The following is a 25,628-nucleotide window of genomic DNA, read 5'->3' as shown; positions in this document are numbered from 1 at the left end:
CACACCACCGATACGCGCCCCAGCCCCATTCTTCGCCCTTCCAGGGGTCCGTAGCGTCCCCGCCATGACACTCGCCACCAGACCCCTTCCCCTCGCGAACCGGCGCCGCGGACTCCTCGTCTACCTCGGCCTCGCCTGTCTCGGCATGTGGGCGGCCATGTCACCGCTGCTGCTCAGCGGTTTCCACCGCGGCGACGCACGCGAGGAGACCGGTGCGCTCCAGGAGGTGTGCATCGCCGCCGCGATGCTGGCACCCGCCCTCGCCGCGATCTTCGTCGTCCGCCGGGTCGAGGGCGGCGGCCGGGTCCGGGACACGCTGGCGCTGCGGTGGCCGAGGCCGTGGGGGCGCACGGCGCGGGCCTGTCTGACCGCCTTCGCCGTCCCCGCCGGCCTCACCGCGGCCGCTCTCGCCCTCGGCACCCTGGCCGGCCGTTACCCGTTCGACGGCGTGCACGCGAACGGGCTCGGTGCCCGGGCGGCCGGGGCCGTGCTGAACATGCTGGTGTGGCTTCCGCTGTTCTTCGGCGAGGAGTTGGGCTGGCAGGGGTACCTGTTCCCGCGCCTCGCCCAGGAGGGTGGCCGGCGGAGGCTGATCCGGGCGTACGCGCTCACCGGTACGGCCTTCGCCCTGTGGCACCTGCCGACCCTGCTGATGGGCGGCCAGTACCCGGGACACCCCTGGTACGTGTCGGTGCCCGCCATGCTGGTGAGCTGTCTTCTGATCCTGCCGGTCTTCACCTGGCTGCGGCTGCGGTCGGGATCGGTCGTACCCGCCGTCATCGGCCACGCGTTCGTCAGTTCGGTGAGTGTCGGCATGGTCAGGGAGTTCGCCGATCCCACGGCCTCGCTCGACCCGCTGCACATGGGCATGGCCGGCTGGCCCGGCTGGGTCGCCACCGGCACGTTCGTCGCGTTCCTGGCGCTGACCGGCCGGCTCCGGCCGTCGTTCCACACTCCCGCCCGGGTCCGTGAACTCTGCCCGGCCGACACGGACTTCGGTCCCGGACAGACCGCCCGCTCCCGCTGAGGCGACGGCTCGTACCCTGTTCCCGTGTCATCGTCCCGTCCGCGTCGCGTCGCCGTCCTCGTGCTCGAGGGTGCCAAGCCGCTCGATGTCGGCATTCCCGCCCAGGTGTTCACGACCCGGGCGAGCATGCCGTACGAGGTGCGGGTGTGCGGCGCGGCGCCCGGTCTGGTGACCGGCGGTGACGGCCTGTCGTACCACGTCGCCCACGGCCTCGACGCACTGGAGTGGGCCGGGATCGTCTTCATCCCCGGCTACCGGTTCCCGGACCGCGAAGACCCGCCGGCCGCCGTGGTCGAGGCGCTGCTCGCGGCCCACGCCCGGGGTGCGCGGCTCGCCGCCATCTCGACGGGCGCCTTCGCGCTCGCCGCCACCGGCCTGCTCGACGGCAGGCGTGCCACGACCCACTGGCACTACACACGGGCGCTCAGGGCGAGGCATCCGCTGGTCCGGGTCGACGAGAACGTCCTCTTCGTCGACGAGGGCAGCGTGCTGACGTCGGCCGGCGCGGCCTCCGGCATCGACCTGTGCCTGCACATCCTGCGCACGGACCTCGGGGTGGCCGCGTCGAACCACGCGGCCCGGCGCCTGGTCGCGGCCCCCTACCGCAGCGGCGGTCAGGCCCAGTACGTGCCGCGCAGTCTGCCCGAGCCGCTCGGCGAACGGTTCGCCGCCACCCGTGAGTGGGCGCTGCACCGGCTCGGCGAGCCCCTCACGCTCAGGGTCCTCGCCCGGCACGCGGCGGTCTCCCCGCGCACCCTCTCCCGGCGCTTCGTCGAGGACACGGGGTACACGCCGATGCAGTGGATCATGCGGGCGCGCGTCGACCTGGCCCGCGAACTGCTGGAACGCACGGAACGGAGCGTCGAGCAGATCGCCGCCGACGTCGGTCTCGGCACCGGCACCAACCTGCGCACCCACTTCCAGCGCATCCTCGGCACCACCCCGAGCGAGTACCGGCGCACCTTCGTCCGGCGGGACCCGTAGGCGCCGTCGTCGGCGGGCGGCCGGATCCGCGCCGGCCCGGGTACGGTGCGGAGCGTGAACCGTCAGCAGCTGGAGTACTTCCTCGCGGTCGCCGAGCACGGCAGCCTCGGGCACGCGGCGGCGGCCTCCGGGGTGAGCCAGCCGTCGCTTTCGCAGGCGCTGGGCACCCTGGAGAAGGAGCTGGGCGCGGCACTGGTGCGCCGGGTACGGCGGGGGGCCGTCCTCACGCCCGCCGGGCATGCGTTCGTGCCCCACGCGCGGCTGCTGCTGCGCGAGCTGCGACGCACGGGCGACGTGCTCGACCAGCTGGACGGCGCACCGGCCGGGGAGCTGGACCTGGTCACCACGCCGGTGCTGGCCGTCGATCCGTGCGCCCCGCTGCTCGGGCGGTTCCGCGGGCTGCATCCCGAGGTACGGGTACGGGTCCAGGTCACCGATCGCGACGAGGAAGTGGGCGGGATGCTGGCGGACGGCCGGGCCGAGATCGGCCTGACGTACCTGCCCCTCGACACGGAGGGCATCGCGGTGCGTGCGCTGGCCGAGCACGAGATCATGGCCGTCTTCCCGCCCGGCGGACCGCCCCTGCCCGACCCGTTGCCGGTCCGGTTGCTGGCCGGCCGGGAGACGGTGGGGGTCACCGGGCACAGCCTCCAGCGCGCGCTCCTGGGCGGCCATCTGGCGGCCCACGGGGTACGTCCGCGGGTCACGGTCGAGGTGGCGCACCGGGAGATGGTGATTCCGCTGGTGCTGGCCGGCGCGGGCATGTCCTTCCTCGCCGGGCGGGTCGCCCGGTGGGCCGCCGGGCAGGGCGCCCTGGTCCGCCGGCTCGATCCGCCCCTGCGCCAGCCGTACGGGCTGGCGTACGTGCCCGGCCGGCTGTCCCCGGCCGCCCGGGCGCTGGCCGGCCTGGCGGTGGCCCGGGAGAACGGGGGGAACGCGGGTGGTGGGTCCTGTGGCGCGTGAACCGGGCCGGGGAGCGCCGTTCACCGGTCTGCGGCAGGCCGAGTACTTCCTGGCCGTGGTGGACAGCGGTGGCATCACCGCGGCGGCGCGGCGGCTGCGTGTGGCCCAGCCGTCCCTGTCGCAGACCGTGCGGGCGATCGAACGGCAGGCGGGCACCGAGCTGTTCGAGCGGACGCCGCGCGGTGTCGTGCCCACCCCGGCGGGCCGGGCGCTGGTGGAACCGGCCCGGCGGCTGCTGGCGGCCCGCAGGGCGGCCGGCCGCGCGGTCGCGGACGTGGCGTCGCTGCGCGCCGGGCGCCTGGAACTGGTGGCGCACGCCTCGGTGACGGCCGATCCGCTGGCGCGGGCGGTGGGCAGGTTCCGCCGGGCCTTCCCGGGGGTGGAGGTGCTGGTGGAGGACGCGCCCGACGACGACGAGCTGGTGTACGCGCTCACCGACGGTCGCCATGAACTGGCGGTGGTCTCGCTGCCCCTGCCGGTGGCCCCCGCCCTGGTGACGGAGGAGCTGGGCCACCACGACATCTGGCTGGCCATGGCACCGGGCACCGTCGTCGCGCCGGGGCCGGTGTCGCCGGCCGAGGTGAGCGCCATGCCCCTGGTGGCGGTCCTGCACGGCGGCTCCGCCCGGCACGCGATCCGCCGGGCCCTCACCGGAGCCGGGCAGCACGAGGAGGAGGCCGGAGCCGGGCACGGGGAGGACGGCAGGGAGCCGGCCGGGGCGGCGCGTTCCTGGGCCGGTGTCGTCACTCCGCACCTGGGTTCGGTCATCCCGCTGGTGCTGACCGGAGCGGGCGCGGCTCTGGTGGACCGCTGGTACGCCGAGCGCATCGCGGAGCGGGGCGGGGTGGTACGCCCCCTCGAACCGGCCGTGCGCGCTCCGTTCGGGGTGGCACGCCGCGGGGAGCCCCTCTCCCCGGCCTGCCGGGCGTTCCTGGACATCCTGCGGGAGACGTGCGCGGGACGGTCCGCCGGCGGTCCCGGCCCGAGGGCGTGAGCACGCCCGCCCCGTCACCGCTCCGCGTCGGCCGTACCGGTCACCGCGGCCACCTGCTCGGGGGTGCAGCCGATCTCGGTCAGGACGGAGACGGTGTCCTCGCCGAGTTCCGGGCAGGGCCGCCGTACCCCGGAGGGCGAGCCGGAGAAGCGGACGGGTTCGCCGATCACCCGGTAGGCGCCGACGTGCGGGTGCTGCTGGACGTCGAGCATGTGCCCGTCGGCCCAGTAGGGGTGCTCGCCGGCGTGATCGAGGTTCATGACCGGGGCGAACGGGATGGAGTGCCGGGAGCAGAACGCCTCCCACTCCGCGGTGGTGTGCCCGGCGGTGTACCGGGCGAGCAGCTCGTACAGCTGCCCGATCCTGGACTGGAAGTTCTCGGGGGTGAAGCCCTCCAGCGCCTCGGGGTGCCCGACGAACGCGAAGAAGGCCTCGGCGTCGCGGTAGGTGTACGGCAGGACGCAGGCGTACCCGTCCTTGGTGGGGAACGCCGCGTGCCCCGGTTCCAGGGAGCGCGGGAAGCCGACGGGGCCGGCCGGGGGCTCGTACGCCTGGCCGCCGATGTGCTCCACCAGGGTGAAGGCGAACATCGTGTCCGCCATGGGCACCTCGACGTGCTGCCCCGTGCCGGTGCGTTCCCGGCCGAGCAGGGCGGCGAGCACGGCGTAGGCGATGGTCATGCCGCAGACCTTGTCGGCCATGGCGGTGGGCACGTAGTAGGGCTGGCCGGTGACCCGCCGCATCAGGTCGACCATGCCGGAGGCGGCCTGGATCACCTCGTCGTAGGCGGCGTAGTCGGCGGCCGGGGAGTCGGAGCGGAAGCCCTGGGCGTTGCAGTAGACCAGGCGCGGGTTGCTCTCGGCCAGGTCCTCGTAGGTGAGGCCCAGCTTGCGCAGGGCCCGTGGGCGCATGTTGGTGATCAGCGCGTCGGCCGTGCCGATGAGCGCGAGCGCGGCCTGCTTGCCCTCGGGCGTCTTCAGGTCCAGGCGGACGCTGCGTTTGTTGCGGTTGATGTTGAGCGCCAGTGCCCCGATGGTGTCGGCGTCCCGCCGGTGCACGTGGCGCATCACGTCACCGGTGGGCGACTCGATCTTGATGACGTCGGCGCCGAGGTCGCCGAGGATCTGGCAGGCGTAGGGCCCCATGATGACGCTGGCCAGGTCGATGACGCGCAGGCCGTCGAGGGGGCGGGTGCCGGAGGCCGGGGTGGAGTGGTCCATGGACGTTTCATCCCCTTGCGGAATGTCTGGTCCCTGTCCGGAACGCGGGAGGTGCGCGGTGGGTGCGGGCTCGCGGCGCGCGGACAGGGCGCACGCGGTGCGCGAGCGGGGGAACCCGACGGCTCGCGGCCCGGGCTCGGGGCCGGGCTCGGGAGCGCGGGGCTCAGACGAAGGCGCTGATGCCGGTTGCCGCCCGGCCGACGATGAGGGAGTTCATGTCGCGGGTGCCCTCGTAGGAGTAGAGGGCCTCGGCGTCGGCGAAGAACCGGGCCGCCTTGTACTCCAGCAGGATGCCGTTGCCGCCGAAGACCTCGCGGGCCCAGGCGACGGTCTCGCGCATCCGGGTGGTGCAGAACATCTTGGCCATGGCCGCCTGCGGCTCGCTCAGCGCGTCCTCGGCGTGCAGCTGGGCCATCCGCACCGCCATCGTCTGGGAGGCGGTGATGTTGCCGAGCATGCGGGACAGCAGGTCCTGGATGAGCTGGAAGCCGGCGATCGGCTTGCCGAACTGCTCGCGCTCCACCGCGTAGGCGCGGGCCGCCTCGTAGGCACCGATCGAGCAGCCGATGGCCTGCCAGGCCACTCCGCCGCGGGTGACCTTGAGGACGCGCGCGGTGTCGCGGAAGGACTCGGCCCGCTGCAGGCGGTTCTCCTCCGGGACCCGGACGTCGTCCAGGACGATGTGGGCGTTCTGCACGCCGCGCAGGGCGATCTTGCCCTCCAGCTTGCGGGCGGTGAAGCCGGGGGTGCCCTTCTCCACCACGAAGCCCTTGACCTGACCGTCCGCCTCGTCGCGCGCCCAGATCACCACCAGGTCGGCGAACGTGCCGTTGCCGATCCACCTCTTCTCGCCGTTGAGCACCCAGGCGCCGCCGTCGCGGCGGGCCGTGGTCAGCAGCCCGCGGGCCGTGCCGGAGCCCACCAGCGGCTCGGTCAGGCCGAACGCTCCGATCTTGCGCCAGTCGACCATCTCCGGCAGCCACCGCTGTCGCTGCTCCTCGGAGCCGCATTCGCGGATGGAGCCCATGCCCAGCCCGCTGTGCACGCCGTAGAAGGTGGCGAACGACGGGTCGACGCGGGCCATCTCCATGCTGATGAGACCGCTCAGCAGCGGGCTGCGCGCGGTGATCCCGGGGGCGTCGCCGGGGATGCCGGTGATGCCGAGGTCACGGACCGCGTCCACCAGGTGCAGGGGGGACTCGGAGCGGGCCCACAGCTCGCCCGCGGACGGCTCCACCTTGTCGGCGAGGAAGGAGCGGATGCGCTCCAGCGTCTGCCGTTCCTCGGGGTCGAGCAGGTCCTTGATCCGGAAGAAGTCGCCCTCGACGGCGAACGGATCCACCTTCTTGTGCTGCGAGGCCATGATCGCCCTTCCGTGTCGGAGAAACATGCGGGGCACCGGTGCCGGGTTCCCCGGATACCGGGCCGGTGAGTCATGCGACTGCCCTTCCAGTGCACGTCCGGGAGACCTCATAGGTCAAAGACGAAAGAGTGACCAGACTCCAAGGGCATTTCGATGGCCCTACGCCGAGCGCCATGGCACACATCACAGCAGAATGGGACGAAATGTACGGCGACCCAGCGGAGGCGACTCGGTGATGCGTGACAGCGCCGAGGACGGCGAGAGGACGGTCGAGGAGCGGTCCGGGCTGCCCGCCGAGGACGCCGTCCCCCCTGAGGACGAGGTCTACGACGACTTGGCCGGCCCGGACGCGGTACCCGTCGTCCGACACCGGGCCGCCGACGCGGAACCCGATGTCTTCCTCGACGTCCCGGTGCTCAAGGTGGAGCAGATCGACCTGGACGTCGAGGACCTGCGGGCCCATGTCTCGCTCCAGGCCGAGGTGCTGGACCTGCTGCGGCTGAACGTGGGCGCCGATGTCTCACTGGGCCGGGTGCACCTGGGCATCTCGGGGGTGGAGGCACAGGCCCGGCTGGAGGTGCGGCTGGACAACGTGGCGATGATCATCGACCGGGTGCTCACCACGCTCGACCGCAATCCGCAGATCCTCGAGGAGCTGACCCGCGGGGTGGGATCCGCCCTGCGGGACGTCGGGAGCGGGGCGCGGCAGGCCGTCGGCGAGCTGGGGGCGGGCGCGAGCAGGGCGGTCGGCGACCTCGGCAGCGGAGCCGGTTCCGCCGTGCGGGACGTGGGCCGGGGCGCCGGCCGAGGCGTCGAGAGCGTGGCGCACGGGGCCGGGCAAGCCGTGGAGGGGGTCGGCCGGGGTGCCGGCCAGGCGGTGGAAGGGGTCGGACGCGGGGCCGGGCAAGCCGTGGAGGGGGTCGGCCGGGGTGCCGGCCAGGCGGTGGAAGGGGTCGGACGCGGGGCCGGGTCGGCGGTGGAGGGGGTCGGCCGGGGTGCCGGCCAGGCCGTGGAAGGGGTCGGGCGCGGGGCCGGGAGCGCCGTGGAAGATGTGGGCCGTGATGTGGGGGGCACCGTGGAGGGTGCCGCGAGCGGGGTGACCGGGGTCGTGGGAGAGGCTCCGGGCGTCGTCGAGGGGGTGACAGACGTCGTGGAGGACGTACCGGATGCCGCCGAGGCCGTACCGGAGGTCAGCGGCGCACCGGACGCGGCGGCGGGTGCCGTACGCCGGACCGCGACCCCGGGCCGGTCCCGGGCGCGCGAGCCCGACGACCCGCAGCGGGACCGGGCCGCCCGCAGTCGCGGGGAAGCCCGCGCGCGGCGTGTACGCGGCGAGGGCGGGAAGGTGCCGCCCCGGCCCCTGCGCCGCCGGGCCCCCAGGGAGCGGGACGAGCCGCCCTGAACGGCCGGCACCCCGGCACCGGATTCCGGGCCCCCGCCCTGGGACATCGCGTTCGGGGCGACCGTCCGCGCCGATCGTCTGCGCTTCGCGGAGCAGCCGCGGACAGCGGTGTGGTTCCCCGGCCTCGGGGAGCGGACGTCGCTGTCCCGCAGCGAGCGCACAAACCTCCCGGACAAGGTCGCTCCCGGCCGGGAGTACCGGGACGCCCTGGTCGTCCACCACCTCGCGACCCGGCTCACCGGGCAGCCGGCGGACGGCCCGGACGACGAGGACGGGGACGGGGCGGGCGTGTGAGCGGCCGGCCGGGGTGTCACACCTTGACGCGGCGCAGCTCGATGTGCCGGTTGACGAAGAGGTGCACATATCCGCAGTGCCAGCAGATCAGCCCTGACGCCGTCTCGTCCGCCCAGGCCAGTTTCATGAATTCCATGCCGGTGCTGTTGAGCTTCACACCCCGCTCACGGAAGACATCGCCCCGGCAGACCTGACAGGTGATCCGCGTCTCGCCCAGCCAGGCGTGCACTGCCTTCGCCATCTCCGCCCTCCTTGTGCCGTCGCCCCGGGCGGGGCGGTGTGCAGCGGGAACCGTGCCGCACGCGGCTGTCCGGTACCGAGACGAACGACACCACACTTCCGGTCACGATCGGCAGCAATTGAGCGAGATCTGAGGGAATGCGCCGGGCTCGGAAACCGTCGAAGGCGCGCGCGACCGGACCAGCGACGCGCGCGGCGCCACCGAACACCCCGGCGTCGTCGGGCGGTTCGGCGCCGTGCTCCTCGACGGCCCACGTCCGCCCGAGGCAGGCCCGGGCCTGGCGCGATCCTTGCGAACCGTGGCACACACGCCGTGGTCACCGGCGGACGGCGCGGACCACGATGGTGGTGAACGGAAAGGAGCACACACATGACCCGCATAGCCATCAACGGATTCGGCCGCATCGGACGCAACGTGCTGCGCGCGCTGCTCGAACGCGACAGTGCTCTGGAGGTCGTCGCCGTCAACGACCTCACGGAGCCGGCCGTCCTGGCGCGGCTGCTCGCCTACGACACGACGGCCGGCCGGCTCGGCCGCCCGGTGAGCGCCGACGGCGACACGCTCGTCGTCGACGGCCGGCGCATCAAGGTGCTGGCCGAGCGGGAACCGGCGCGGCTGCCGTGGGCCGAACTCGGTGTCGACATCGTCCTGGAGTCGACCGGCCGTTTCACGTCGGCGAAGGCGGCCCGCGCGCACCTGGACGCGGGCGCGAAGAAGGTGCTCGTCAGCGCCCCGTCGGACGGCGCCGACGTCACGCTCGCGTACGGGGTGAACACCGAGGCGTACGACGCGGCTGTGCACACGGTCGTCTCGAACGCCTCGTGCACGACGAACGCGCTGGCGCCGCTGGCCAAGGTCCTGGACGAACTCGCCGGTATCGAGCACGGTTTCATGACGACGGTGCACGCCTACACCCAGGAGCAGAACCTCCAGGACGGGCCGCACCGCGACGCCCGCCGGGCCCGTGCCGCCGCCGTGAACATCGTGCCGACCACGACGGGCGCGGCGAAGGCGATCGGTCTGGTGCTGCCGAACCTGGACGGCAGGCTGTCGGGTGACTCGATCCGGGTGCCGGTCCCGGTGGGCTCGATCGTCGAGCTCAACACCACCGTCAGCCGCGAGGTGTCGCGCGACGACGTGCTGGCGGCGTACCGTGCCGCCGCCGAGGGGCCGCTCGCCGGCATCCTCGAATACTCGGAGGACCCGCTCGTGTCGTCCGACATCACGGGCAACCCGGCCTCGTCGGTCTTCGACGCGGCCCTCACCCGCGTCGACGGCCGCCACGTCAAGGTGGTCGCCTGGTACGACAACGAGTGGGGTTTCTCGAACCGCGTGCTCGACACGCTCGGTCTGCTCGCCGCGCGCTGACCTCGCCGCGCGGGCCGTACGGTGGCGGCGCCCCGGACTCCTCGTGCAGGGTCCGGCGCGCCGCCGTGCCCGGTCAGCCGGGCAGGTCACCGGTGTAACGGTAGATGTTCCCGGCCGAGTTCACGCCCCACACCGTGCCGTCGGCACCCGCCCCGATGTCCGACAGTCCTCCGGGAACCTGCACCCACGGACTCGCGTCATTGTTCGTGTAGTGGTAGATGTTGCCGGCCGAGTTCACCCCCCACACCGTGGTGCGGGAGCCCGCGGCGATGGCCTTCAGGCCGCCGCTGATCTGCTTCCAGTGGCCGGGCTCCTGGTCGCCGGTGTAACGGTAGATGTTCCCCGCGGAGTTCACGCCCCACACCGTGCCGTCCGCACCCGCCCCGATGTCCGACAGCCCACCGGGAACCTGCACCCACGGACTCGCGTCGTTGTTCGTGTAACGGTAGATGTTCCCCGCCGAGTTCACCCCCCACACGTTCGTACGCGACCCCACCGCGATCCGCACCAGCCCGCCGCTGATCTGCTTCCAGTGGCCGGACTCCTGGTCGCCGGTGTAACGGTAGATGTTCCCGGCCGAGTTCACCCCCCACACCGTGCCGTCCGCACCCGCCCCGATGTCCGACAGCCCACCGGGAACCTGCACCCACGGACTCGCGTCGTTGTTCGTGTAACGGTAGATGTTCCCCGCCGAGTTCACCCCCCACACGTTCGTACGCGACCCCACCGCGATCCGGGTCAACCCACCGCTGATCTGCTTCCAGTCGGCCATGTCACCGACTCCCTTCGCTCGGGAAGCGCTGCCTTCGCATGCTGTCCGGGCGGAACGATTCACCATGTAAAAAGAATCAGCTAATGATCTTCTTTATTGTCTCGAAGGGTACGTTTCCCGGCGTGGCCGTCGCCCCCGACCGGCCCGTGGCGGTGCTCCGGCAGGCCGAAGTGACGCGAACCGTCCTCCTCCGAGTGAGTGACCAGCGCGCGTGACATTGACGGTCTATAAGATCATCCGCTCTGTAGACTCCACGGATGACCAGTGCCCTTCTCCACCTCACCGTCCTCGGTTGCGCCACGCCCCACGCCACCGTCGACAACCCGTGCTCCGGCTATCTGGTCTCCGACGGAAACACCCGCCTCTGGGTGGACGCGGGCAGCGGGACGCTGGCGCAGTTGCAGCGGTACGTCCGGCTCGACGAGGTGGACGCGATCTGGATCTCGCACCTGCACGCCGATCACAGTGCGGACCTGCTCACCGCGTACTACGCGGTGCTGTTCGCGAACACCGCGTTCGACGCCCCCATCCCCCTGTACGGGCCGCCGGGCACCGCCGACCGGCTGGCCCACTTCCTGACCAACACCGCGACCCGCAGCCCGGTCGAATCCGCCTTCGCCGTCCACGAGTTGCACGACGGGCATCGGGCACGCGTCGGCGGCCTCACGCTGACCACCCGGGCGGTGGAGCACGGCATACCGGCCTTCGCCCTGCGCGTCGACGCCGGGGGCCGGTCGCTGGTCTACTCCGGGGACACCGCCCCGTGCGCGAACCTCACGCGGCTGGCCGAGGGATGCGACGCGCTGCTGTGCGAGGCGGAGAGCGACCGGGTCCCGGCCGAGGGCCCGCAGGTGCACCACACCCCCGAGGACACCGGCGACACGGCCGGCGCGGCCGGGGCGGCCGGGGCGGGCCGGCTGCTCGTCACCCACGTCGGCCCGGCCCTCACCCCCGAGGACGCGGTGCGCCGCGCCTCGGCCCGCTTCCACGGCCCCGTCGACTACGCCGTCCCCGGCACCACCTTCTCGATCGCTCAGCCGGGGAGCCGGGTCACGTCACCGTGACCCGGCCGCCCCGGCTCAGGGCGCCTCGGCGACCACCGCGGACGGCTCCTCGCCGTTCTGTGCCTGACGCGCGCGCTCCGTCACCATGCGCCCGACGCTCGACAGGACCGCGGAGTCGAGCTCGTCGTAGCCACCTCCGTAGGTGACCCGTATCACCACGGTCCCGGCACGGACGACCGTCGCCATCGCGTACGTGTACTCAGACCCGGTGTACTCCTGACGCGAGAACGCGACGCTCTTGTCGCCGAGTCGGTCCAGGGACATGGACGAGACGTCATCACCCGAACTGACGTTGCCGACGCGCTCCTCATAGCCCGTGGCCGCGGCGTCGACGGACTTGTACGCCTCGACCAGGATCGACGCCTGATCGTGAGTGCCCGCCGCGTACGTGACCTCACCCTTGCTGAGCAACCCCCCGCAGTCGCCCGAGCAGTTGTCCGAGGTCACCGCCCGCGTCTCGGCCTTCTCGGCCAACGACCACCCGGACGGCATGCTCTGCAGGTCGGGCAGGACGGCCTTGGCGAGCCGGAGATCCCTGACGGGCGCGGCCTTCCCGCTGCCGCCTCCCGCTCCGGCGTCGCCCCCCGTCCACGGGACGTCCGGTCCGTCGCTGTCCGTGGCCCCGCTCGCCCCGCCGGAGGCCGTGCCGTGCGCCTCGGAACCACCGTCTCCGCCCACCGCCCGCACGAGACCGTAGACCGCGAACCCCAGAATGAGCGCCACGACCAGGAGCAGAGCGGTCACGGTGGTCGGCGCGCGGTCCTTGCGGAGGGTCAGCGGGCCGAACGCGATGGTGTTGCTCCTGGCCCGGGCGCCGATGGATGCCTGGTACAGGTCCCGTCCGGCGTACGGCGCCGCCGAAGGCTGTCGCCGCGCCGCCTCGTGCAACCGCTCCAACCGGCCGGCGAGCACCGGATCCGAGCCGAGCACGGCGGCGACCTGCCTCGCCACCTCGCCGGGGTCCCCGCTCTCCGGGTCGAGGGCCGCGCGCCCTTCGGGCGAGCCTCCCAGTCGTTCCCGTACCAGGCGCGACGCTTCCGCTCCGGCCGCTCCGCCGATGGCACCCGCCGCCCCGTTCGACACCTGGGTCAGCAACGTCGTGACCCAGGCTGTTAATTCGGATGCTTCCATGAAGGAAGTATCGCCATGCCCATGACCGCCCGAGGGCTCTTTCGGGCACTTCCCCCGCGAGTGCGCCGGAGCCCGCCGGCCGGGGTCGTCATGTGCCGCGGCGGTGGGCGGCGACGGCGACGGCGGGCAGGAGGGCGAGGGAGAGGAAGCCGCCGGTGAGCGCCAGGACCGGGTAGCCGGTGGCGGCGACCAGGATGCCGGAGGTCATGCCGCCGGTGGCTCCGGCGAGGGCGATGGAGACGTCCACCAGGCCCTGGGTCCTGGCGCGGGTGGCCAGCGGGACGGTGTCGGTGATGATCGCGGTGCCGGAGACCAGGCCGAGGTTCCAGCCGAGGCCGAGCAGGAACAGGGCGAGCGCGAGGAGGGCGACGGAGTCGCCGGGTGCCGCGGCGGCGAGCAGTCCGGCGGCCAGCAGGGTGATCCCGGAGGCGGCGGCGACCTTCACGCGTCCGTGGCGGTCGACGAGCCGGCCGGTGAGCGGGGAGGGCAGGTACATCGCCCCGATGTGGATCGCGATGACGAGGCCGGAGGCCGCGGTGCCGTGGCCGTGGTCGTGCATGTGGACCGGCGTCATCGTCATGATCGACACCATGACGAGCTGGGTGAGGACCATGACCAGCGCGCCCAGGACGACACCGCCGCGGCCCTCGCCCGTGCCGGCGGCCGCCGGGACGCCCTGGTCCGCGGCGGTCCGGGCCGGCCCGGACCGGGCGACGGTGCGGGCCAGGAGCAACGGGTCGGGTCGCAGCCGCAGGGCGAGGACGAGTGCGGCCAGCGCGTAGGCGACGCCGGACAGGAGGAAGGGTCCGGCGAGGCCGGGTATGCCGAGGTGTTCGGCGAACCTGCCCGTCGGCGCGGCGAGGTTCGGGCCGGTGACACCGCCGAGGGTGGTGGCGACCAGCACGGTGGAGACCGCCCGGGCCCGGTGACCGGGCGCGGCCAGATCGGCTCCGGCGTAACGGGCCTGGAGGTTGGTGGCGGTGCCCGCACCGTAGACGAACAGGGCGGTGAACAGCAGGACGGGGCTGTCGAGGACGGCCGCGGTGATCACGCCGGCCGAGCCGACGGCGCCGGCGAAGTAACCGCCGGCCAGACCGGGACGGCGGCCCCGGGACTGGGAGACACGGCCGACGACCACGGCGGTCAGTGCGGAACCGGCGGTGAACAGGGCGCTGGGCAGCCCGGCCAGGCCGGTCGAGCCGAGCATGTCCTGGGCGAGGAGGGCGCCGACGGTGACACCGGCGGCGAGGCCCGCGCCGCTGAGGATCTGGGCGGCGACGAGCACGCGCAGGATACGGCGCTGTGCCGGTACGGGACCGGACAGGGGGGACGTCGGGCCGGCGGCCGCGGTTTCCGTCATCTTTCTCGTCATCTCTCTGCCGGGCCAGGGGAGTTCGTACGGAGCATCATGAGCGGGCGGCGAGGCGTCGCACGCGGTCCTCACGGCGCCGCGCGCCCGGCTCAGGCGCCGGTGACTCCGTCGGTCCGCTCCCGCAGGAGATCGGCGTGGCCGTTGTGGCGCGCGTATTCCTCGATCATGTGCAGCATGATCCAGCGCAGGGAGACACCCTGTCCGCCGACGTGACCGGCTTCCCGTCCGGACAGCCGCCCGGAGTCCTCCAGCGACGCGCCGGCGACCAGTTCACGCCCCCGCGCGACCTCCGCCCGCCAGACGGCCATGGCCTCGTCGAGCCCTCGTTCCGGCCGGACGGCGAATCCGTCGGGGTTGCTCTCCCCGAAGACCGGCGGCACCTCCCGTCCCGCGAACACCCGCTGGAACCAGTTGCGTTCCACCTCGGCCAGGTGCTGGACGAGACCGAGCAGCGTCATCGACGACGGGGGCACCGCGGCGAGCCGCAGCCGGTCGTCCGCCAGGCCGGAACACTTCACGGCGAGCGTCGCACGGTGAAAGTCCAGCCACGCTTCCAGCATGGCGCGTTCACCGGCGTGCGGGGGCGGGACGGGGCGTCCGTCGGGTGTCGTCTGCATGGGCATACCCTCGCAGCGGTCGCCCGGGTCGCACCAGACCGGGCAGGGCGATGCGGGCACCCGGTGGCCGTCATCAGCGGCGCCGGTGCGAGACCGGCGCGTCGGACAGGCCCTCGCCTCGGGGGACATACCGCCCGCGCACTCCTGTTGATCATATGACCAATTCGTGTCGGCGCTTCAGGACGGGTGAGATCTGGACATCACAGGAGTGGATCGCCCTTCCCGGTGAGGAGGTCGCATGGTGCGGGTCGAGCGTTTACTGGCCGACTGCCTGGACGACGTACGGGCCGAGCCACCGGGCACCGTTCCCCTCGCGGCGGAGGACCCCGGTTACCCGGCGGCCCGACGGACCTTCCTGACCGCCGGACTCGAGGCCCTGCGCGCCCACGCCCCCGAAGCCGGCTGGGTACAGCTCAACCTGGAGGCCGAGCCGTCGCCACCGTACGACCGACTCGCCGCGGCCGCCGGTGAGTTGCTCGGCACCGGACAGGCCCGCGACTTCTTCTTCATGCACAAGCCCCCCGGGCTGCGGGTGCGGTTCCTCGCGGCGGAGCCCTCCCGGGCGCCGGAACTGCGCGCCGCCCTGCTGCGGCACCTGGCGCCGGAACACACCGAGGGCACCGGGGCACGGCCCGTGGCGGGCGTGTACGAGCCGGAGACCTACCTCTTCGGCGGCCCCCGCTCCATGCCCTGGGTGCACGCGCTGTTCACCGCCGACTCCCGGGCCTGGCTGGACGTGCACACCGACGTGGCTGGCGCACCGGCACCGGCCGGCTGGCGGGTGTCCCTCGCGCTGCTGCACGCCGTGTTCGACGGGCTGGGCATCGTCGGCTGGGAGCACCGCGGGGTCTGGCAGGTCGTGCGCGAGGAGACCGGCCGACGGCTGCCGGGCGGCCTCGGCGCACCGGATCTGCGGCGGGCCGCCGCCGGGATCCGCGCCTACTGGGAGCAGCGCCCCGAGGACCGGCTCCAGGCCCTCCCGAAGGCCTGGCACGACGTCCTCAGCGAGCACCTGGCGGCGGTCGGGCAGGCCGCCGAACGCTGGCGCACCCACTACTTCGCCTCCGGTGACGCCACGGTCGGCCCGCGCCGGGCCGCCGCCCACCACGTGATCTTCCACTGGAACCGGGGCGCGCTCTCCACGGCACGCCAGTGCCTGCTCACCGAGGCACTCGCCGCCGACGGCCGGGAGGAGGCGGACTGAGCATGGAACACGTACCGGCACCACCGGACCACGGGCCCGACCCGGCACCCCCGGCCACGGCCGGACCGGCCCGCACACCCGACACGGCCCCCGAAGCCACGGCCCTCCCCGCGCGAGCCCCCGAACCCACCCGCGCCCACCACTCGGCACCCCAGCCGGCCGGCACGCGCGACGCGGCACTCGGGGCCACGGCGCTGCTGCGGCTGGGCGGCATGCCCGGCACGGCATGGACCGCCGGCGGCGCCGAGCACCTCTTCGACGGCGCCGCCCGGCACACCGACAGCACCGAGCGGCTCGCCGCGCAGGCCCGCGCGCTGGCCGACCGGCTGGGCGCCGAGGTCGTGCCGCACCCTTCGCTGGCCCCCGCCGACCGGGGCGCCGTACTCGCCCTGCGGCGGCGGCTGCACTCCGGCGCGGCACCCGGGGCGGCGGACTGCGCGCTGCTGGAGCGTTCCTCCGCCGTGCCCGCCGATCTCACCGGGCAGGCCCGCGCCCTGCGACGCGGCGCCGAGGCGGCGCAGGCGGAACTGGCCCGGTTGCGGCAGGAGATCACGGACGAGCAGCAGCGGGTCGCCGAGCAGGCGTGGCGCACGGCGTGCTCCAGCCCGGTGATGCGCGCGTTCCTGGACAGCGCCGCCCCGGCACTCGCCGACGACATCGAGCGGCGGCTCGCCGAGGGCCAGTCGTGGTCCGGCAAGCAGTTGCGCAAACGCGCCGCCTACCTGTGGCGCGTCATGGGCCGGGCCGCCGTGAAGACGACGCCCCGCGGCTGGGCCGGCCAGATCGCCGCGCTCCCGGTGGCCGACGGCCCGGACGGCTGTCCGCCGCGCCCGCTCCCGGTGACCGACGGCCCGGACGGCTGTCCACCGCTGCTCGCGCCCGGCACCCCCCTCGGTGCCCTCGCCGCGATCGCCGTGGAGAACGTGCACCTCCTGCGGGCCGGCACCGCACCCGCCGACCTGCGCACCGCCGACCCCACGACCCTGCTGGCGCCGACGCCCCTGCACTTCGCCGAACCGTCCGCGACCGGTCCCGGCGACCCTCCCGGGCAGGTGCGCTGTTACGTCGTGGACCCCCGGGAGCCCGGCCGGCTCCGGAAGATCGTGCTGCGCCGCACCCGCGTGCTGGAAAGCGTCCTGGCCCTGCTCGCCGACGGGCCGCGCACGCTCGGCGAACTGGACCGCGTACTGCCGCCGCTGAGCGCCCCGCCCGGCCGGCCCCCGGTGGCCGCGGCCGTTCTGCGCGGGTTCCTCCAGCACCTGCACGGGATGGGCGTCGTACAGATCTGCCGGGCGCCCCGGCAGCACTGCTCCGGCTGGGTGCCGGCCGAGGCCGTCGGCGCCGCCGGCGCGCTGCCGCCGCTGCCGGCCGGAGGCGGGGCGGACGCCTGGTTCCTCGACTCCTACCGCCGGCTGGGCGCCGACGCCGCCGTGCCCGCGGCAGCCGCCGCACGCGTCCGGCGCGGGCTGCGGATCGCGGCCCGGATCGCCGCCCTGCGGGAGGCCGACCGGCCCGCGGAACCGCCGGAACGGCAGCCGTGGTTCGCCGGGCTGTCCGAACGGGCGCGGCCCATCAGCGAGATCCTCGCCGACCGGCTCGGCACCGACGAACCACCGCCCGCCGCCCGCCGCTACACGGGCTGGCCCCCCGCTCAGGATCCCGCCGGCGGCTACGCCCGGCTGCTGCACCGCCTGGACTCGGCCGCCCGCTCCGGCACGCCTTGCGTGGACCTCGACGACGCGCTGCTGGACGAGCTGGGCGCGCCGCCCGCCGATGCCGTGCTGCCGCCCTGGCCGGTCGACTGCCTGCTGCGCCCGCTGGCCCCGGCCCCCGACGGCGGCCCGGTGGCCGTGCTGGAGACCGCCTCGTCCGCCGGGGTGCTCGACGCCCGGTTCGCCGACGGACTGCGCACCCTGCACGGCGGCTACGGCAACAGCGACGCCTACCGCGCCTTCCTCGCCGCCGTCGAGGAGCGTACCGGGGTCCGCTTCGTCGACCTGCTCGTGCCGCCGCTCGCCGAACGGTCCGCCAACGCCGTGCGCCGTCCGGTGACGACCCGCTGGTGGACCGGCGACCCGGACCCCACGCCGTACTACGGCTCGCCCGGCCGGCACGCGCGTTACCTCCCGCTGGACCGCATCAGCCTGCGGCGCGCCCACGGCCGGATCGTCGCCGAGGCGGACGGCCGGCGGGTCGTCCCCGTCTACCTGGCCACCCGCTCCCCCGCCCCGCCCTACGACACCCTGGTGCGCCTGCTGCTCGCCGCGAGCCATCCGGCCGCCTCCTATCTGGTGCGGCTGGACGCGCTGGACGCGGCGCTGCCCGACCGGGCCCGGCTGCCCCGGCTGACCGCGGGCGGCGACCTCGTCCTCACCCCCGCGACCTGGCGCGTCGACCGCGGCAAGCTGTGGGAGCCGGGCGACGACCTGCTCGCCAAGGTCCGCGCCCTCGCCCTGCTGCGCCGGTCGGCCGGCCTGCCCCGGCACGTGTTCGTGCGCACCGCCCCCGGCGCGAAGCCGGTCCCGGTGGACCTCGCCTCGCTGACGGCCCTCCAGCTGATCGAACGGCTGTGTGCCCGGGAGGCGGGCACCGCGCTGCTGGTGGAGGAGATGCTGCCGGCCCCCGAAGACCTGCTGGTGCGCGACCCGCTGCACGGCGGCGCGCGCGTCGCCGCGCAGCTCCTGCTCCGGCTCCCCCACGACCAGAGCGCCGGCCGCCTCGCCGAGGCCGCCGCCGACGCCCTGGTCCGCGGCGGCCGGCCCGACGTCCCCGGCCCGTCCGCCAGACGGCCCGCCGGGGCGGCCAACACCCGATGAGTGAACAGTGAAAGGGGAAGTCCCATGCCCGGAAACGAGATCACCGAACTCGACACGCTGATCAGCGACCTCGAGGAGCGGATCACCGACGAGGACCTGCCGACGGCGTCCGTGTACACCAACGGCTGCAGCGGTCTGTGCACGATCGTCATCTGTGCCACGGTCGTCATCTGTGGATGACGACCCCCAGGAGCCGCCCGCCCGTGCGGGCGGCTCCGCCCCGCCCGCGACGACGCTTGGAGGACGATGCCGCACGACACGGCCGCACCGGCCGCACCGCCGCACGAGGACGTCCACGGCCTCGCCGTCCGCTACCTGCTGGACTGGGCCGAGGCGCCCGAGCGGGGCGGGCACCTCTGCGACCCCGGGATCCCGGTGCTGGCGCACCTGGTCGCGGACGAACGGGCGTCTCCGGCCGCCGTGGCCGTGTGGTCCCGCACGGCGGGCCGCGGGCCGTCCCACCCCGCCCTGTACGACGGGGGCCTGGCCGGCACGCTCGTCGGCCTGCGCCTGGGCGCCCGGGTGCACCCCGGGCTGCGCGCCGCGGCCGACCGGCTCGGCACCCACCTCGCCGGGCGCCCGCTCCGGTACCGCGCCCACGGGGTCGCGTTTCCCGACTACGACCTGATCTCCGGCCCCTCCGGCCTGCTGCTCGCCCTGTGCGCGACGGAAGAGGCGCGGCCCGTGCCGCGACCCCTCGCCGCGCATCTGGCGCTGCTGTGCGACGAGGACGAACTGGGGCGGCTGCGCGCGGGCCAGTACGCGGACCACCCGCTCCTGGCCTGGATGCAGGGCCGGATCAACACCGGGATGGGGCACGGCGTCGCCGGGCTCGTCACCGCGCTCACCGCCGCACTACGCCGCACCGACCCCGACACGGGCCTCGCCGACGACCTCGCCGGGGCCCTGCGCCGGGCCACCCGCTGGCTGGTCCGTCAGGCGTACGACGACGAGCGGGGCATCCGCACCTGGCCCGGCGCCGGACTCGCCCACCCGCCCTCCCCCGAGGCCGATCCCCGCCAGGCGTGGTGCTACGGCACGCCGGGGGTCGCCTGGGCCCTGTGGGACGCCGCCGACGCCCTCGGGGACGGGGCCGCCGCCGACTGGGCCGCGTCCGCCTTCACCACGCTCGCCGAGCGCTACGACGAGACGTTCCACCTCTTCGGTGACACCCCCGGCGACCGGCTCGGGCTGTGCCACGGGGCCGCGGGCGTACTGGCGGTCGCCGACGCCTTCGACCGGCACGCCCGGCTGCCGGCGGCCGGCGCGCTGAAGGACCGGCTCGTCGCACATCTGACGGCCAGGGCGGCCGCCCTGCCCCTCGCCGGGTGGCCCGCGGACCTGCTGACCGGTCCCCCGGGGGTGCTGGCCGCGCTGCTGACCGCCGTGGACGGGGCGCCCCGCGACTGGCTGCCGTGTCTGGGGCTGCGCTGACCGCCGGCCACGGCCGGCGCGCTCACTCCTCCCACCACGGCCGCACGCCCTCCGCGGCCACGAAGTCCCGGAAGTCCATGTTGCCGAGGTCCAGGTTGCAGGCCATCGAGCCGACCCGACGGCACGGCAGTACGGCGGTGTGCCCCGGGGTGTCGTACAGGTCGACGACCGTCAGCGGGCGGCCGGGCCGGGTGAAGGTCCCGGTGTCGGCGAGCGCGACCATGGTGGTGTGCTCCCCGCGCGGGACCAGCGCGGGAACCTGTCCGGGCTGGAGACCGGCGTAGACCGGGTCGTCCACGACCACCGCTTCCCACGGGTAGTCGTCCGCCTCCGGGTGGTCGTCCGCGTCCGGGTCCGGGCCGATCCAGCCGCCCTCGTCAATGCCGCCCAGTTCGTCGAGCAGGGCGCGCCAGCCCGCCTCGTCGTCGTACGCGGTCCGGACCAGCAGGGAGGCGGAGGCCGAGGGCAGCTCGGGGAAGGACCGGCGGGTCACGGCCGTCGGCGTGGGGAAGGCCGGCCGGTCGCTGCCTCCCTGGTAGACGCCGGAGGTGTCCAGGCCGCGCACCAGGTCGTCGAAGGTGAGCGTGGCGTCGAGCAGAGCGGCCAGGATCTCACCGAGCCGGGCCGCCGGGACCCGGGCCCCGCGGCCGGGTGTCGCCGTCAGGTCCACGAGCAGCGGCCCGCCGCCGTAGCGCGCCGGCAGATCGGCCAGGACGGCGACCGGCGGCACGGGGCCGCCGGCCGGGAGGAGTGCCGGTACGGAGCCGCCGCGCAGGTCGTCCCACGCGGGATCCTCCGCCGGGCGCAGCCGCACCCCGCCGCTGCCGAGGACGACCAGATCCCCGTCCCTGCGGCCGCCGGCCACGGCCGGCAGCTCGCCCCACTGGGCCTCGCCGTCCTCGTACCACGTGCAGACCAGCAGCGCGTCGGCGGGCGCGGGCCGGGGCAGCCGGGGCAGGGGCATGGGTCTCCTCCAACGGGGCCGGTACGGGAAGCCGGGCGCCCGCCATTCTCTTCGCGGCCGGCCGGCCGGGGTCGGGTTCCGGCCACCGCCGGTACGCCCGTTCCTGTCGGGGGGGCGCGGGCGGCGGCCCGTTCACCGCGCGGACGAGGCTCCCGCCACCCGGCGGGGGTGGTCCGGCCACCTGCCGGATGGCTGAACCGCTCGTCCTGCCGGGAGTGTGGTGACTGACGAGCACCACCCTGCTCACCGGGTGCCGGTGACATGCCGCTCCGTGCGGAGAAGGAGGTCGGATGGTGACCGTGCGACTGACGATGCTGTGCGCGACCGCCACGCCGGGCGGCCCTGACCCGGTCGTCGGGAACGAGCGCGGGGCCGGCGCCGCACGGGTGGCCCTGCCGCCGTACACGCGGGCCCTGCGGGCGCCCTCCGCCCGCTGCGGGCGGATCGCCGAGGCCCTGGCGGTCGAGGCCGTGCCGCAGGAGGTCCTGCGGGACCTGGACTACGGCGCGTGGACCGGCCGCCCGCTCGCGGACATCGCGGCCGAGGACCCGCACGGCCTTTCCGCCTGGCTGACGGATCCCGAGGCCGTACCGCACGGCGGCGAGTCCGTCGCCCGGCTCTGCGCGCGCACGGCGGACTGGCTGACGGCGCTGCCCGCCGGACCGGGGCGCCTCCTCGTGATCACCGAGGCCGCCGTCATCCGGGCCTCGCTGGTCCATGCCCTGGCCGTACCCGCCCGTGCCTTCTGGCAGTTGCGGGTGCCACCGCTGTCGGCGGTGACGCTGACGCTGCGCGACGGCCACTGGACGGCCCGGCTCGCCCCGCCCGCGGCACCGCGGCGGCCGCCGGCGACGGCCCGGGGGGCCGTCCCCGCCGCCGTGCTCACCCTGCCTGCCGGCCGGGAGCGGCTGTGCCCCGCCGGACGGCCGTGACCTGACCACCGCCGCACGGCCACCGCGCAACACGGGACGACGGTCCCGCGCCCCGGCTGCCCGGGGCCGTGAAGACCTTGCCCGCCGCCCCCGGCGGCGACGACGCGCCCGGCGTGGTACGAATCGGAACACAGTACTCCCACACAGGCTGGAGCACACGTGATCCGGGTACTGGTGGTCGACGACGAAGCCCTGATCCGGACGGGCTTCCAGCGCATCCTGGACGCGGCCGACGGCATCGAGGTCGTCGGGGCGGTCTCCGGCGGCCAGGCCCTGCGCACGGTGCGGGAGACCCGCCCCGATGTCGTCCTGCTGGACATCCGCATGCCGGACGTGGACGGGCTGACCGTGCTGAGCGACATCCGGCGGCTGCCGGAGCCTCCGGTGGTGGCCATGCTGACGACGTTCGACATGGACGAGTACGTGGAGACGGCGCTGCGCTCGGGCGCCGCCGGTTTCCTGCTGAAGGACACCGATCCCGAGGCGCTGCCGCCCGCGGTGCAGAGCCTGGCCCGTGGTGGCACGGTGCTGTCCCCCAAGGTGACGCGCACCGTGGTGGACGGCTATCTGAACGGCGGGACGCAGGAGCGCCCGCCCAAGGCGCTGGGACGGCTCACCGAGCGCGAGCGCGAGGTGCTGGTCCTGATCGCCGAGGGCCTGTCGAACGCCGACATCGCGGCCCGGATGCACCTGAGCACCGGCACCGTGAAGGACCATGTCAGCGCGATCCTGACCAAGCTTGGGGTGAGCGGCCGGGTGCAGGCCGCCCTGCTCGCCCAGCGGGCCGGGCTCCTCTCCGAGGGCGCGGGATGACCCGCCGGCCGTCCCCGCTGCTCCTGGACGGCGTGGCCGTGGCCATGGCCCTCCTCGACGTGTGGGCGCACTGGGACATCGACGAGCCGTTGCGGATGGCCTGCGCGCTGGCCGCCGCGGTCGCCCTGCTGCTGCGCCGGCCGCGGCCGCTGCTCACCTTCCTGCTCACGCTGCCCGCCGTCCTGCTGTCCGACGCGGTCTTCGCCTGCCTGGCCGCGCTGTACACGCTCGCCTCGTCCAGCCGCCCCCGGGCCCTGCTGGTCGGGTGCGCCCTGGCGTTCGCGGTCGGCGACACGACGTCGCTGCCGTCACCGGAGCTGGATCTGACCCGTACCCCGACGCTGATCGCGCTCGGCTACAGCGCGGCCACGGCGGCGGCGGCCGTCTTCCTGGGGCAGTTGGTGCGGACCCGCCGTGATCTGTCGCTGCGGCTGGCGGAGATCTCGGAGGCGCGTGACCACCAGCAGTTGCTGACCGCGCAGGCCGTCCTCGCCAGGGAACGCGCCCAGCTGGCGCGGGAGATGCACGACGTCGTCTCCCACCAGGTCAGTCTGATCGCCGTACGCGCCGGGGCGCTGCAGGTGGGCGCGGGCGATCCGGACACCCGGGAGGCCGCGGCGACGATCCGGCGGCTGAGCGTGCAGACGCTGGACGAGCTGCGCCACATGGTCGGGGTGCTGCGCGCCTCCAGCGGTCACCCCACGGAACTCACGCCGCAGCCGGCGCTCAGCGACATCCGGCGGCTGGCCGACAACTGCGGCATCCGGACCGAGTTGCGCATGGCCCTGCCCGACGGTCTTCCGCCGACCGTCCAGCGCGCGGTCTACCGCACGGTCCAGGAGGCGCTGACCAACACCCGCAAACACGCTCCCGGGGCCACCGCGCACATCGACCTGAGCCATGCCGACGGCTCCGTGCGGGTCCGGGTGACCAACACGGCGCCGACCCAGCCGCCGCTGCCCCTGCCCGGCGCCCACCACGGTCTGCTCGGGCTGCGTCAGCGCGCCGAACTCCTCGGCGGCACGATGACCTCGGGCCCGACCGGCGACGGGGGGTACGAGCTGTGCGTCGTGCTGCCGGCCGAGGACACGAGGTGACGGGACGGGTCCGAGGGGTTCACGGCACGGCGACGAGGGTGTTGCCGCCGGAGCGGCCGGCGAGGTAGTCCTCGACGTTGGAGACGGTGGTGCGGACGATCTGGCCGACGGCGTCCTCGGTGAAGTACGCCTGGTGCGAGGTGAGCAGGACGTTGTTGAAGGTCATCAGCCGGGCCAGGCGTTCGTCGGTCATCACCTCCAGCGACTTGTCCAGGAAGAAGACACCGGCCTCCTCCTCGTACACGTCGAGGCCGACGCCGGTGAGCCGGCCGGCGCGCAGCGTCGCCAGCAGGGCGTCGGTGTCCACCAGGCCGCCGCGGCTGGAGTTGACCAGGATCGCGTCGTCCTTCATCAGGCCGAGCGTGCCGGCGTCGACGAGGTGGTGGGTCTCCGGGAGCAGCGGCACATGCAGGCTGACGAGATCGGACTCGGCGAACAGCCGCTCGCGGGGCACGTACTCCATGCCGAGGGCGAGGCAGTCGGCATTTTCCGCGATGTCCCAGCCCAGCAGCCGCATTCCGAACCCGTGGGCGATCGCGGCGAACGCGGATCCGATCTTCCCGGTGCCGACCACGCCGGCCGTCCGGCCGCGCAGGTCGCGGCCCATCAGGCCGTCGAGCCGGAAGTCGAACTCGCGGGTGCGGTGCGCGGCGCGGACGATCCGGCGGTTGACCGCCAGGGCCAGGGTCCAGGCGAACTCGGCGACCGAGTACGGCGAGTAGGCGGAGACGCGGGCGACCGTGACACCGAGTTCCCCGGCGGCGGCGAGGTCGATGTTGTTGTATCCGGTGGACCGCTGGGCGATCATCCGGGTGCCGCCCGCGGCCAGGGTGCGCAGCACGCCGGCGTCCAGGGTGTCGTTGACGCTGCTGAGCACGATCTCGTGGCCGGCGGCCGTGGGGGCGGTGTCCCGGTCCAGGAACAGTCCGAGGCAGCGCAGCGCGTGCCGTCCGTCGAACCTCTTGTCGAACGCGGCCCTGAGCAGGGGTTCCTCATCGGAGAGGACGCCGTACGCCACGACCTCCACGCGCGCTCCTCTCGCAGGATCCCTCGTCGGCGCGGGAGCGCTCATGGGGTGTGCACGAGCTGGATCAGGTTGCCGCAGGTGTCGTCCAGGACGGCCGTGGTGACCGCGCCCGTCTCCACCGGCTCCTGGGTGAACCGCACGCCCAGCCGGCGCAGCCGGTCGAACTCGGCCCGCACGTCGTCCACGGCGAACGAGGCGGCCGGGATGCCGTCCTGGACCAGCGCGGTCTTGTACGGCCGCACCGCCGGATGGCCGGAGGGCTCCAGCAGGAGTTCCGTCCCGTGGGGGTCCTCCGGCGAGACCACGGTGAGCCACCGGTCCTCTCCCAGCGGAACGTCGTGCTTCTTCACGAAGCCCAGTACGCCGGTGTAGAAGCGCAGGGCCTTGTCCTGGTCGTCGACGAAGACGTTGGTCAGGTGGATCTTCATACGGGTTCTCTCCGGGGAGCGACGGGACCTTGAGGCCATCGTCCGCCATGAACGCGGGGCGCGCAGCGGTGTCCCCGCACGCGCCTCTCCTTCACTCTCCG

General features: G+C 74.3%; 25 protein-coding genes. 15 read left to right on the top strand and 10 right to left on the bottom strand.

The features are described from left to right. Positions 1–64 precede the first annotated feature (64 nt). Genes AB0E62_RS29340 through AB0E62_RS29325 form a run of 4 tightly spaced genes read left to right on the top strand, consistent with a single transcriptional unit; the run spans position 65 to position 3,968 of the window. Positions 65–1,027, top strand: a complete 963-nt coding sequence (locus AB0E62_RS29340) for a CPBP family intramembrane glutamic endopeptidase (protein WP_362200272.1) — start codon at positions 65–67, stop codon at positions 1,025–1,027. 24 nt (positions 1,028–1,051) lie between these two features. Beyond that, the gene (locus AB0E62_RS29335; RefSeq protein ID WP_362200269.1) at positions 1,052–2,011 is read left to right on the top strand and encodes a helix-turn-helix domain-containing protein; all 960 of its coding nucleotides are present in this window, start codon (positions 1,052–1,054) and stop codon (positions 2,009–2,011) included. Positions 2,012–2,065: 54 nt separating this feature from the next. Continuing rightward, the gene (locus AB0E62_RS29330; protein ID WP_362200266.1) at positions 2,066–2,974 is read left to right on the top strand and encodes a LysR family transcriptional regulator; all 909 of its coding nucleotides are present in this window, start codon (positions 2,066–2,068) and stop codon (positions 2,972–2,974) included. Further along, a complete protein-coding gene (locus AB0E62_RS29325) occupies positions 2,964–3,968 on the top strand; it encodes a LysR family transcriptional regulator (RefSeq protein ID WP_362200263.1) in 1,005 nt (334 codons plus the stop codon). Before AB0E62_RS29330 ends, AB0E62_RS29325 begins: the two co-directional genes overlap by 11 nt. A gap of 14 nt (positions 3,969–3,982) precedes the next feature. Here AB0E62_RS29325 and AB0E62_RS29320 read toward each other — a convergent pair whose 3' ends face one another. Together AB0E62_RS29320 and AB0E62_RS29315 are read right to left on the bottom strand one after the other, a co-directional pair. Next, on the bottom strand, positions 3,983–5,188 hold the full coding sequence (locus AB0E62_RS29320) for a CoA transferase (protein ID WP_362200260.1): 1,206 nt from the start codon (positions 5,186–5,188) through the stop codon (positions 3,983–3,985). A 163-nt stretch (positions 5,189–5,351) separates the two neighbouring features. Beyond that, entirely contained in the window at positions 5,352–6,551 is a 1,200-nt protein-coding gene (locus tag AB0E62_RS29315) for an acyl-CoA dehydrogenase family protein (protein WP_362200257.1), read from the bottom strand. A 235-nt stretch (positions 6,552–6,786) separates the two neighbouring features. Here AB0E62_RS29315 and AB0E62_RS29310 point away from each other — a divergent pair, with 235 nt between their 5' ends. Next, on the top strand, positions 6,787–7,953 hold the full coding sequence (locus AB0E62_RS29310) for a hypothetical protein (RefSeq protein ID WP_362200254.1): 1,167 nt from the start codon (positions 6,787–6,789) through the stop codon (positions 7,951–7,953). Between the two features lie 108 nt (positions 7,954–8,061). Continuing rightward, a complete protein-coding gene (locus AB0E62_RS29305; RefSeq protein ID WP_362200251.1) occupies positions 8,062–8,247 on the top strand; it encodes a hypothetical protein in 186 nt (61 codons plus the stop codon). A gap of 16 nt (positions 8,248–8,263) precedes the next feature. Here AB0E62_RS29305 and AB0E62_RS29300 read toward each other — a convergent pair whose 3' ends face one another. After that, complete coding sequence (locus tag AB0E62_RS29300) at positions 8,264–8,488, bottom strand: hypothetical protein (protein WP_362200248.1); 225 nt, start codon at positions 8,486–8,488, stop codon at positions 8,264–8,266. Positions 8,489–8,857: 369 nt separating this feature from the next. Between AB0E62_RS29300 and gap the strand changes: the two genes are divergently transcribed. Next, positions 8,858–9,856 (top strand): type I glyceraldehyde-3-phosphate dehydrogenase, encoded by a 999-nt coding sequence (gap, locus tag AB0E62_RS29295; RefSeq protein WP_362200245.1) that lies wholly within the window; start codon positions 8,858–8,860, stop codon positions 9,854–9,856. A gap of 73 nt (positions 9,857–9,929) precedes the next feature. On the opposite strand, the gene AB0E62_RS29290 is transcribed toward gap, so the two are convergent. Then, positions 9,930–10,628, bottom strand: coding sequence for a tectonin domain-containing protein (locus AB0E62_RS29290; protein WP_362200242.1), 699 nt, complete (start codon positions 10,626–10,628; stop codon positions 9,930–9,932). 257 nt (positions 10,629–10,885) lie between these two features. On the opposite strand from AB0E62_RS29290, the gene AB0E62_RS29285 reads away from it, so the two are divergent. Beyond that, entirely contained in the window at positions 10,886–11,692 is an 807-nt protein-coding gene (locus tag AB0E62_RS29285) for an MBL fold metallo-hydrolase (RefSeq protein ID WP_362200239.1), read from the top strand. Between the two features lie 15 nt (positions 11,693–11,707). On the opposite strand, the gene AB0E62_RS29280 is transcribed toward AB0E62_RS29285, so the two are convergent. From AB0E62_RS29280 to AB0E62_RS29270, 3 genes are all read right to left on the bottom strand, one after another. Then, positions 11,708–12,823, bottom strand: a complete 1,116-nt coding sequence (locus AB0E62_RS29280; RefSeq protein WP_362200236.1) for a hypothetical protein — start codon at positions 12,821–12,823, stop codon at positions 11,708–11,710. Between the two features lie 88 nt (positions 12,824–12,911). Further along, the gene (locus AB0E62_RS29275; protein ID WP_362200233.1) at positions 12,912–14,183 is read right to left on the bottom strand and encodes an MFS transporter; all 1,272 of its coding nucleotides are present in this window, start codon (positions 14,181–14,183) and stop codon (positions 12,912–12,914) included. Between the two features lie 101 nt (positions 14,184–14,284). Next, positions 14,285–14,812 (bottom strand): DinB family protein, encoded by a 528-nt coding sequence (locus AB0E62_RS29270; RefSeq protein WP_362200230.1) that lies wholly within the window; start codon positions 14,810–14,812, stop codon positions 14,285–14,287. A gap of 238 nt (positions 14,813–15,050) precedes the next feature. Here AB0E62_RS29270 and AB0E62_RS29265 point away from each other — a divergent pair, with 238 nt between their 5' ends. The 4 genes from AB0E62_RS29265 to AB0E62_RS29250 all read left to right on the top strand — a co-directional run bounded on the left by AB0E62_RS29265 (position 15,051) and on the right by AB0E62_RS29250 (position 20,266). Next, positions 15,051–16,016 (top strand): thiopeptide-type bacteriocin biosynthesis protein, encoded by a 966-nt coding sequence (locus AB0E62_RS29265; RefSeq protein WP_362200227.1) that lies wholly within the window; start codon positions 15,051–15,053, stop codon positions 16,014–16,016. A 2-nt stretch (positions 16,017–16,018) separates the two neighbouring features. Beyond that, the gene (locus AB0E62_RS29260) at positions 16,019–18,832 is read left to right on the top strand and encodes a lantibiotic dehydratase (RefSeq protein ID WP_362200224.1); all 2,814 of its coding nucleotides are present in this window, start codon (positions 16,019–16,021) and stop codon (positions 18,830–18,832) included. A gap of 24 nt (positions 18,833–18,856) precedes the next feature. Further along, positions 18,857–19,012, top strand: coding sequence for a hypothetical protein (locus tag AB0E62_RS29255; protein WP_362200221.1), 156 nt, complete (start codon positions 18,857–18,859; stop codon positions 19,010–19,012). A 66-nt stretch (positions 19,013–19,078) separates the two neighbouring features. Then, positions 19,079–20,266 carry a lanthionine synthetase LanC family protein gene (locus AB0E62_RS29250; RefSeq protein WP_362200218.1) on the top strand — a complete coding sequence of 396 codons (1,188 nt, stop codon included), beginning with the start codon at positions 19,079–19,081 and terminating at the stop codon, positions 20,264–20,266. A 22-nt stretch (positions 20,267–20,288) separates the two neighbouring features. Here AB0E62_RS29250 and AB0E62_RS29245 read toward each other — a convergent pair whose 3' ends face one another. Further along, complete coding sequence (locus AB0E62_RS29245; protein WP_362200215.1) at positions 20,289–21,230, bottom strand: hypothetical protein; 942 nt, start codon at positions 21,228–21,230, stop codon at positions 20,289–20,291. A gap of 290 nt (positions 21,231–21,520) precedes the next feature. Between AB0E62_RS29245 and AB0E62_RS29240 the strand changes: the two genes are divergently transcribed. The 3 genes from AB0E62_RS29240 (at position 21,521) to AB0E62_RS29230 (ending at position 24,072) form a co-directional block, all read left to right on the top strand. Next, positions 21,521–22,162: a histidine phosphatase family protein gene (locus AB0E62_RS29240; protein WP_362200213.1), complete on the top strand. Its 642-nt coding sequence runs from the start codon at positions 21,521–21,523 to the stop codon at positions 22,160–22,162. 159 nt (positions 22,163–22,321) lie between these two features. Further along, positions 22,322–22,975 carry a response regulator transcription factor gene (locus AB0E62_RS29235; protein WP_362200210.1) on the top strand — a complete coding sequence of 218 codons (654 nt, stop codon included), beginning with the start codon at positions 22,322–22,324 and terminating at the stop codon, positions 22,973–22,975. Further along, on the top strand, positions 22,972–24,072 hold the full coding sequence (locus AB0E62_RS29230) for a histidine kinase (protein ID WP_362200207.1): 1,101 nt from the start codon (positions 22,972–22,974) through the stop codon (positions 24,070–24,072). Before AB0E62_RS29235 ends, AB0E62_RS29230 begins: the two co-directional genes overlap by 4 nt. A gap of 19 nt (positions 24,073–24,091) precedes the next feature. On the opposite strand, the gene AB0E62_RS29225 is transcribed toward AB0E62_RS29230, so the two are convergent. Both AB0E62_RS29225 and AB0E62_RS29220 read right to left on the bottom strand, forming a co-directional pair. Continuing rightward, on the bottom strand, positions 24,092–25,099 hold the full coding sequence (locus tag AB0E62_RS29225) for a 2-hydroxyacid dehydrogenase (protein WP_362200204.1): 1,008 nt from the start codon (positions 25,097–25,099) through the stop codon (positions 24,092–24,094). Between the two features lie 41 nt (positions 25,100–25,140). Beyond that, positions 25,141–25,527, bottom strand: a complete 387-nt coding sequence (locus AB0E62_RS29220; protein WP_362200201.1) for a VOC family protein — start codon at positions 25,525–25,527, stop codon at positions 25,141–25,143. Positions 25,528–25,628 lie beyond the last annotated feature (101 nt).

The organism is Streptomyces sp. NPDC038707 (assembly GCF_040636485.1).
Classification (GTDB): domain Bacteria; phylum Actinomycetota; class Actinomycetes; order Streptomycetales; family Streptomycetaceae; genus Streptomyces.
Note: the sequence above shows the minus strand (reverse complement) of the source record. Positions and strands in the feature narration are given on the sequence as shown.

What these genes read in the sequence shown, in the direction of transcription:
- AB0E62_RS29220 (WP_362200201.1), bottom strand. Translation starts at nt 25,527, where the DNA reads ATGAAGATCCACCTGACCAACGTCTTCGTCGACGACCAGGACAAGGCC.
- AB0E62_RS29320 (WP_362200260.1), bottom strand. Translation starts at nt 5,188, where the DNA reads ATGGACCACTCCACCCCGGCCTCCGGCACCCGCCCCCTCGACGGCCTG.
- AB0E62_RS29230 (WP_362200207.1), top strand. Translation starts at nt 22,972, where the DNA reads ATGACCCGCCGGCCGTCCCCGCTGCTCCTGGACGGCGTGGCCGTGGCC.
- AB0E62_RS29270 (WP_362200230.1), bottom strand. Translation starts at nt 14,812, where the DNA reads ATGCAGACGACACCCGACGGACGCCCCGTCCCGCCCCCGCACGCCGGT.
- AB0E62_RS29290 (WP_362200242.1), bottom strand. Translation starts at nt 10,628, where the DNA reads ATGGCCGACTGGAAGCAGATCAGCGGTGGGTTGACCCGGATCGCGGTG.
- AB0E62_RS29265 (WP_362200227.1), top strand. Translation starts at nt 15,051, where the DNA reads ATGGTGCGGGTCGAGCGTTTACTGGCCGACTGCCTGGACGACGTACGG.
- AB0E62_RS29280 (WP_362200236.1), bottom strand. Translation starts at nt 12,823, where the DNA reads ATGGAAGCATCCGAATTAACAGCCTGGGTCACGACGTTGCTGACCCAG.
- AB0E62_RS29340 (WP_362200272.1), top strand. Translation starts at nt 65, where the DNA reads ATGACACTCGCCACCAGACCCCTTCCCCTCGCGAACCGGCGCCGCGGA.
- AB0E62_RS29300 (WP_362200248.1), bottom strand. Translation starts at nt 8,488, where the DNA reads ATGGCGAAGGCAGTGCACGCCTGGCTGGGCGAGACGCGGATCACCTGT.
- AB0E62_RS29310 (WP_362200254.1), top strand. Translation starts at nt 6,787, where the DNA reads ATGCGTGACAGCGCCGAGGACGGCGAGAGGACGGTCGAGGAGCGGTCC.
- AB0E62_RS29315 (WP_362200257.1), bottom strand. Translation starts at nt 6,551, where the DNA reads ATGGCCTCGCAGCACAAGAAGGTGGATCCGTTCGCCGTCGAGGGCGAC.
- AB0E62_RS29240 (WP_362200213.1), top strand. Translation starts at nt 21,521, where the DNA reads ATGGTGACCGTGCGACTGACGATGCTGTGCGCGACCGCCACGCCGGGC.
- AB0E62_RS29255 (WP_362200221.1), top strand. Translation starts at nt 18,857, where the DNA reads ATGCCCGGAAACGAGATCACCGAACTCGACACGCTGATCAGCGACCTC.
- AB0E62_RS29250 (WP_362200218.1), top strand. Translation starts at nt 19,079, where the DNA reads ATGCCGCACGACACGGCCGCACCGGCCGCACCGCCGCACGAGGACGTC.
- AB0E62_RS29275 (WP_362200233.1), bottom strand. Translation starts at nt 14,183, where the DNA reads ATGACGGAAACCGCGGCCGCCGGCCCGACGTCCCCCCTGTCCGGTCCC.
- AB0E62_RS29260 (WP_362200224.1), top strand. Translation starts at nt 16,019, where the DNA reads ATGGAACACGTACCGGCACCACCGGACCACGGGCCCGACCCGGCACCC.
- gap (WP_362200245.1), top strand. Translation starts at nt 8,858, where the DNA reads ATGACCCGCATAGCCATCAACGGATTCGGCCGCATCGGACGCAACGTG.
- AB0E62_RS29285 (WP_362200239.1), top strand. Translation starts at nt 10,886, where the DNA reads ATGACCAGTGCCCTTCTCCACCTCACCGTCCTCGGTTGCGCCACGCCC.
- AB0E62_RS29245 (WP_362200215.1), bottom strand. Translation starts at nt 21,230, where the DNA reads ATGCCCCTGCCCCGGCTGCCCCGGCCCGCGCCCGCCGACGCGCTGCTG.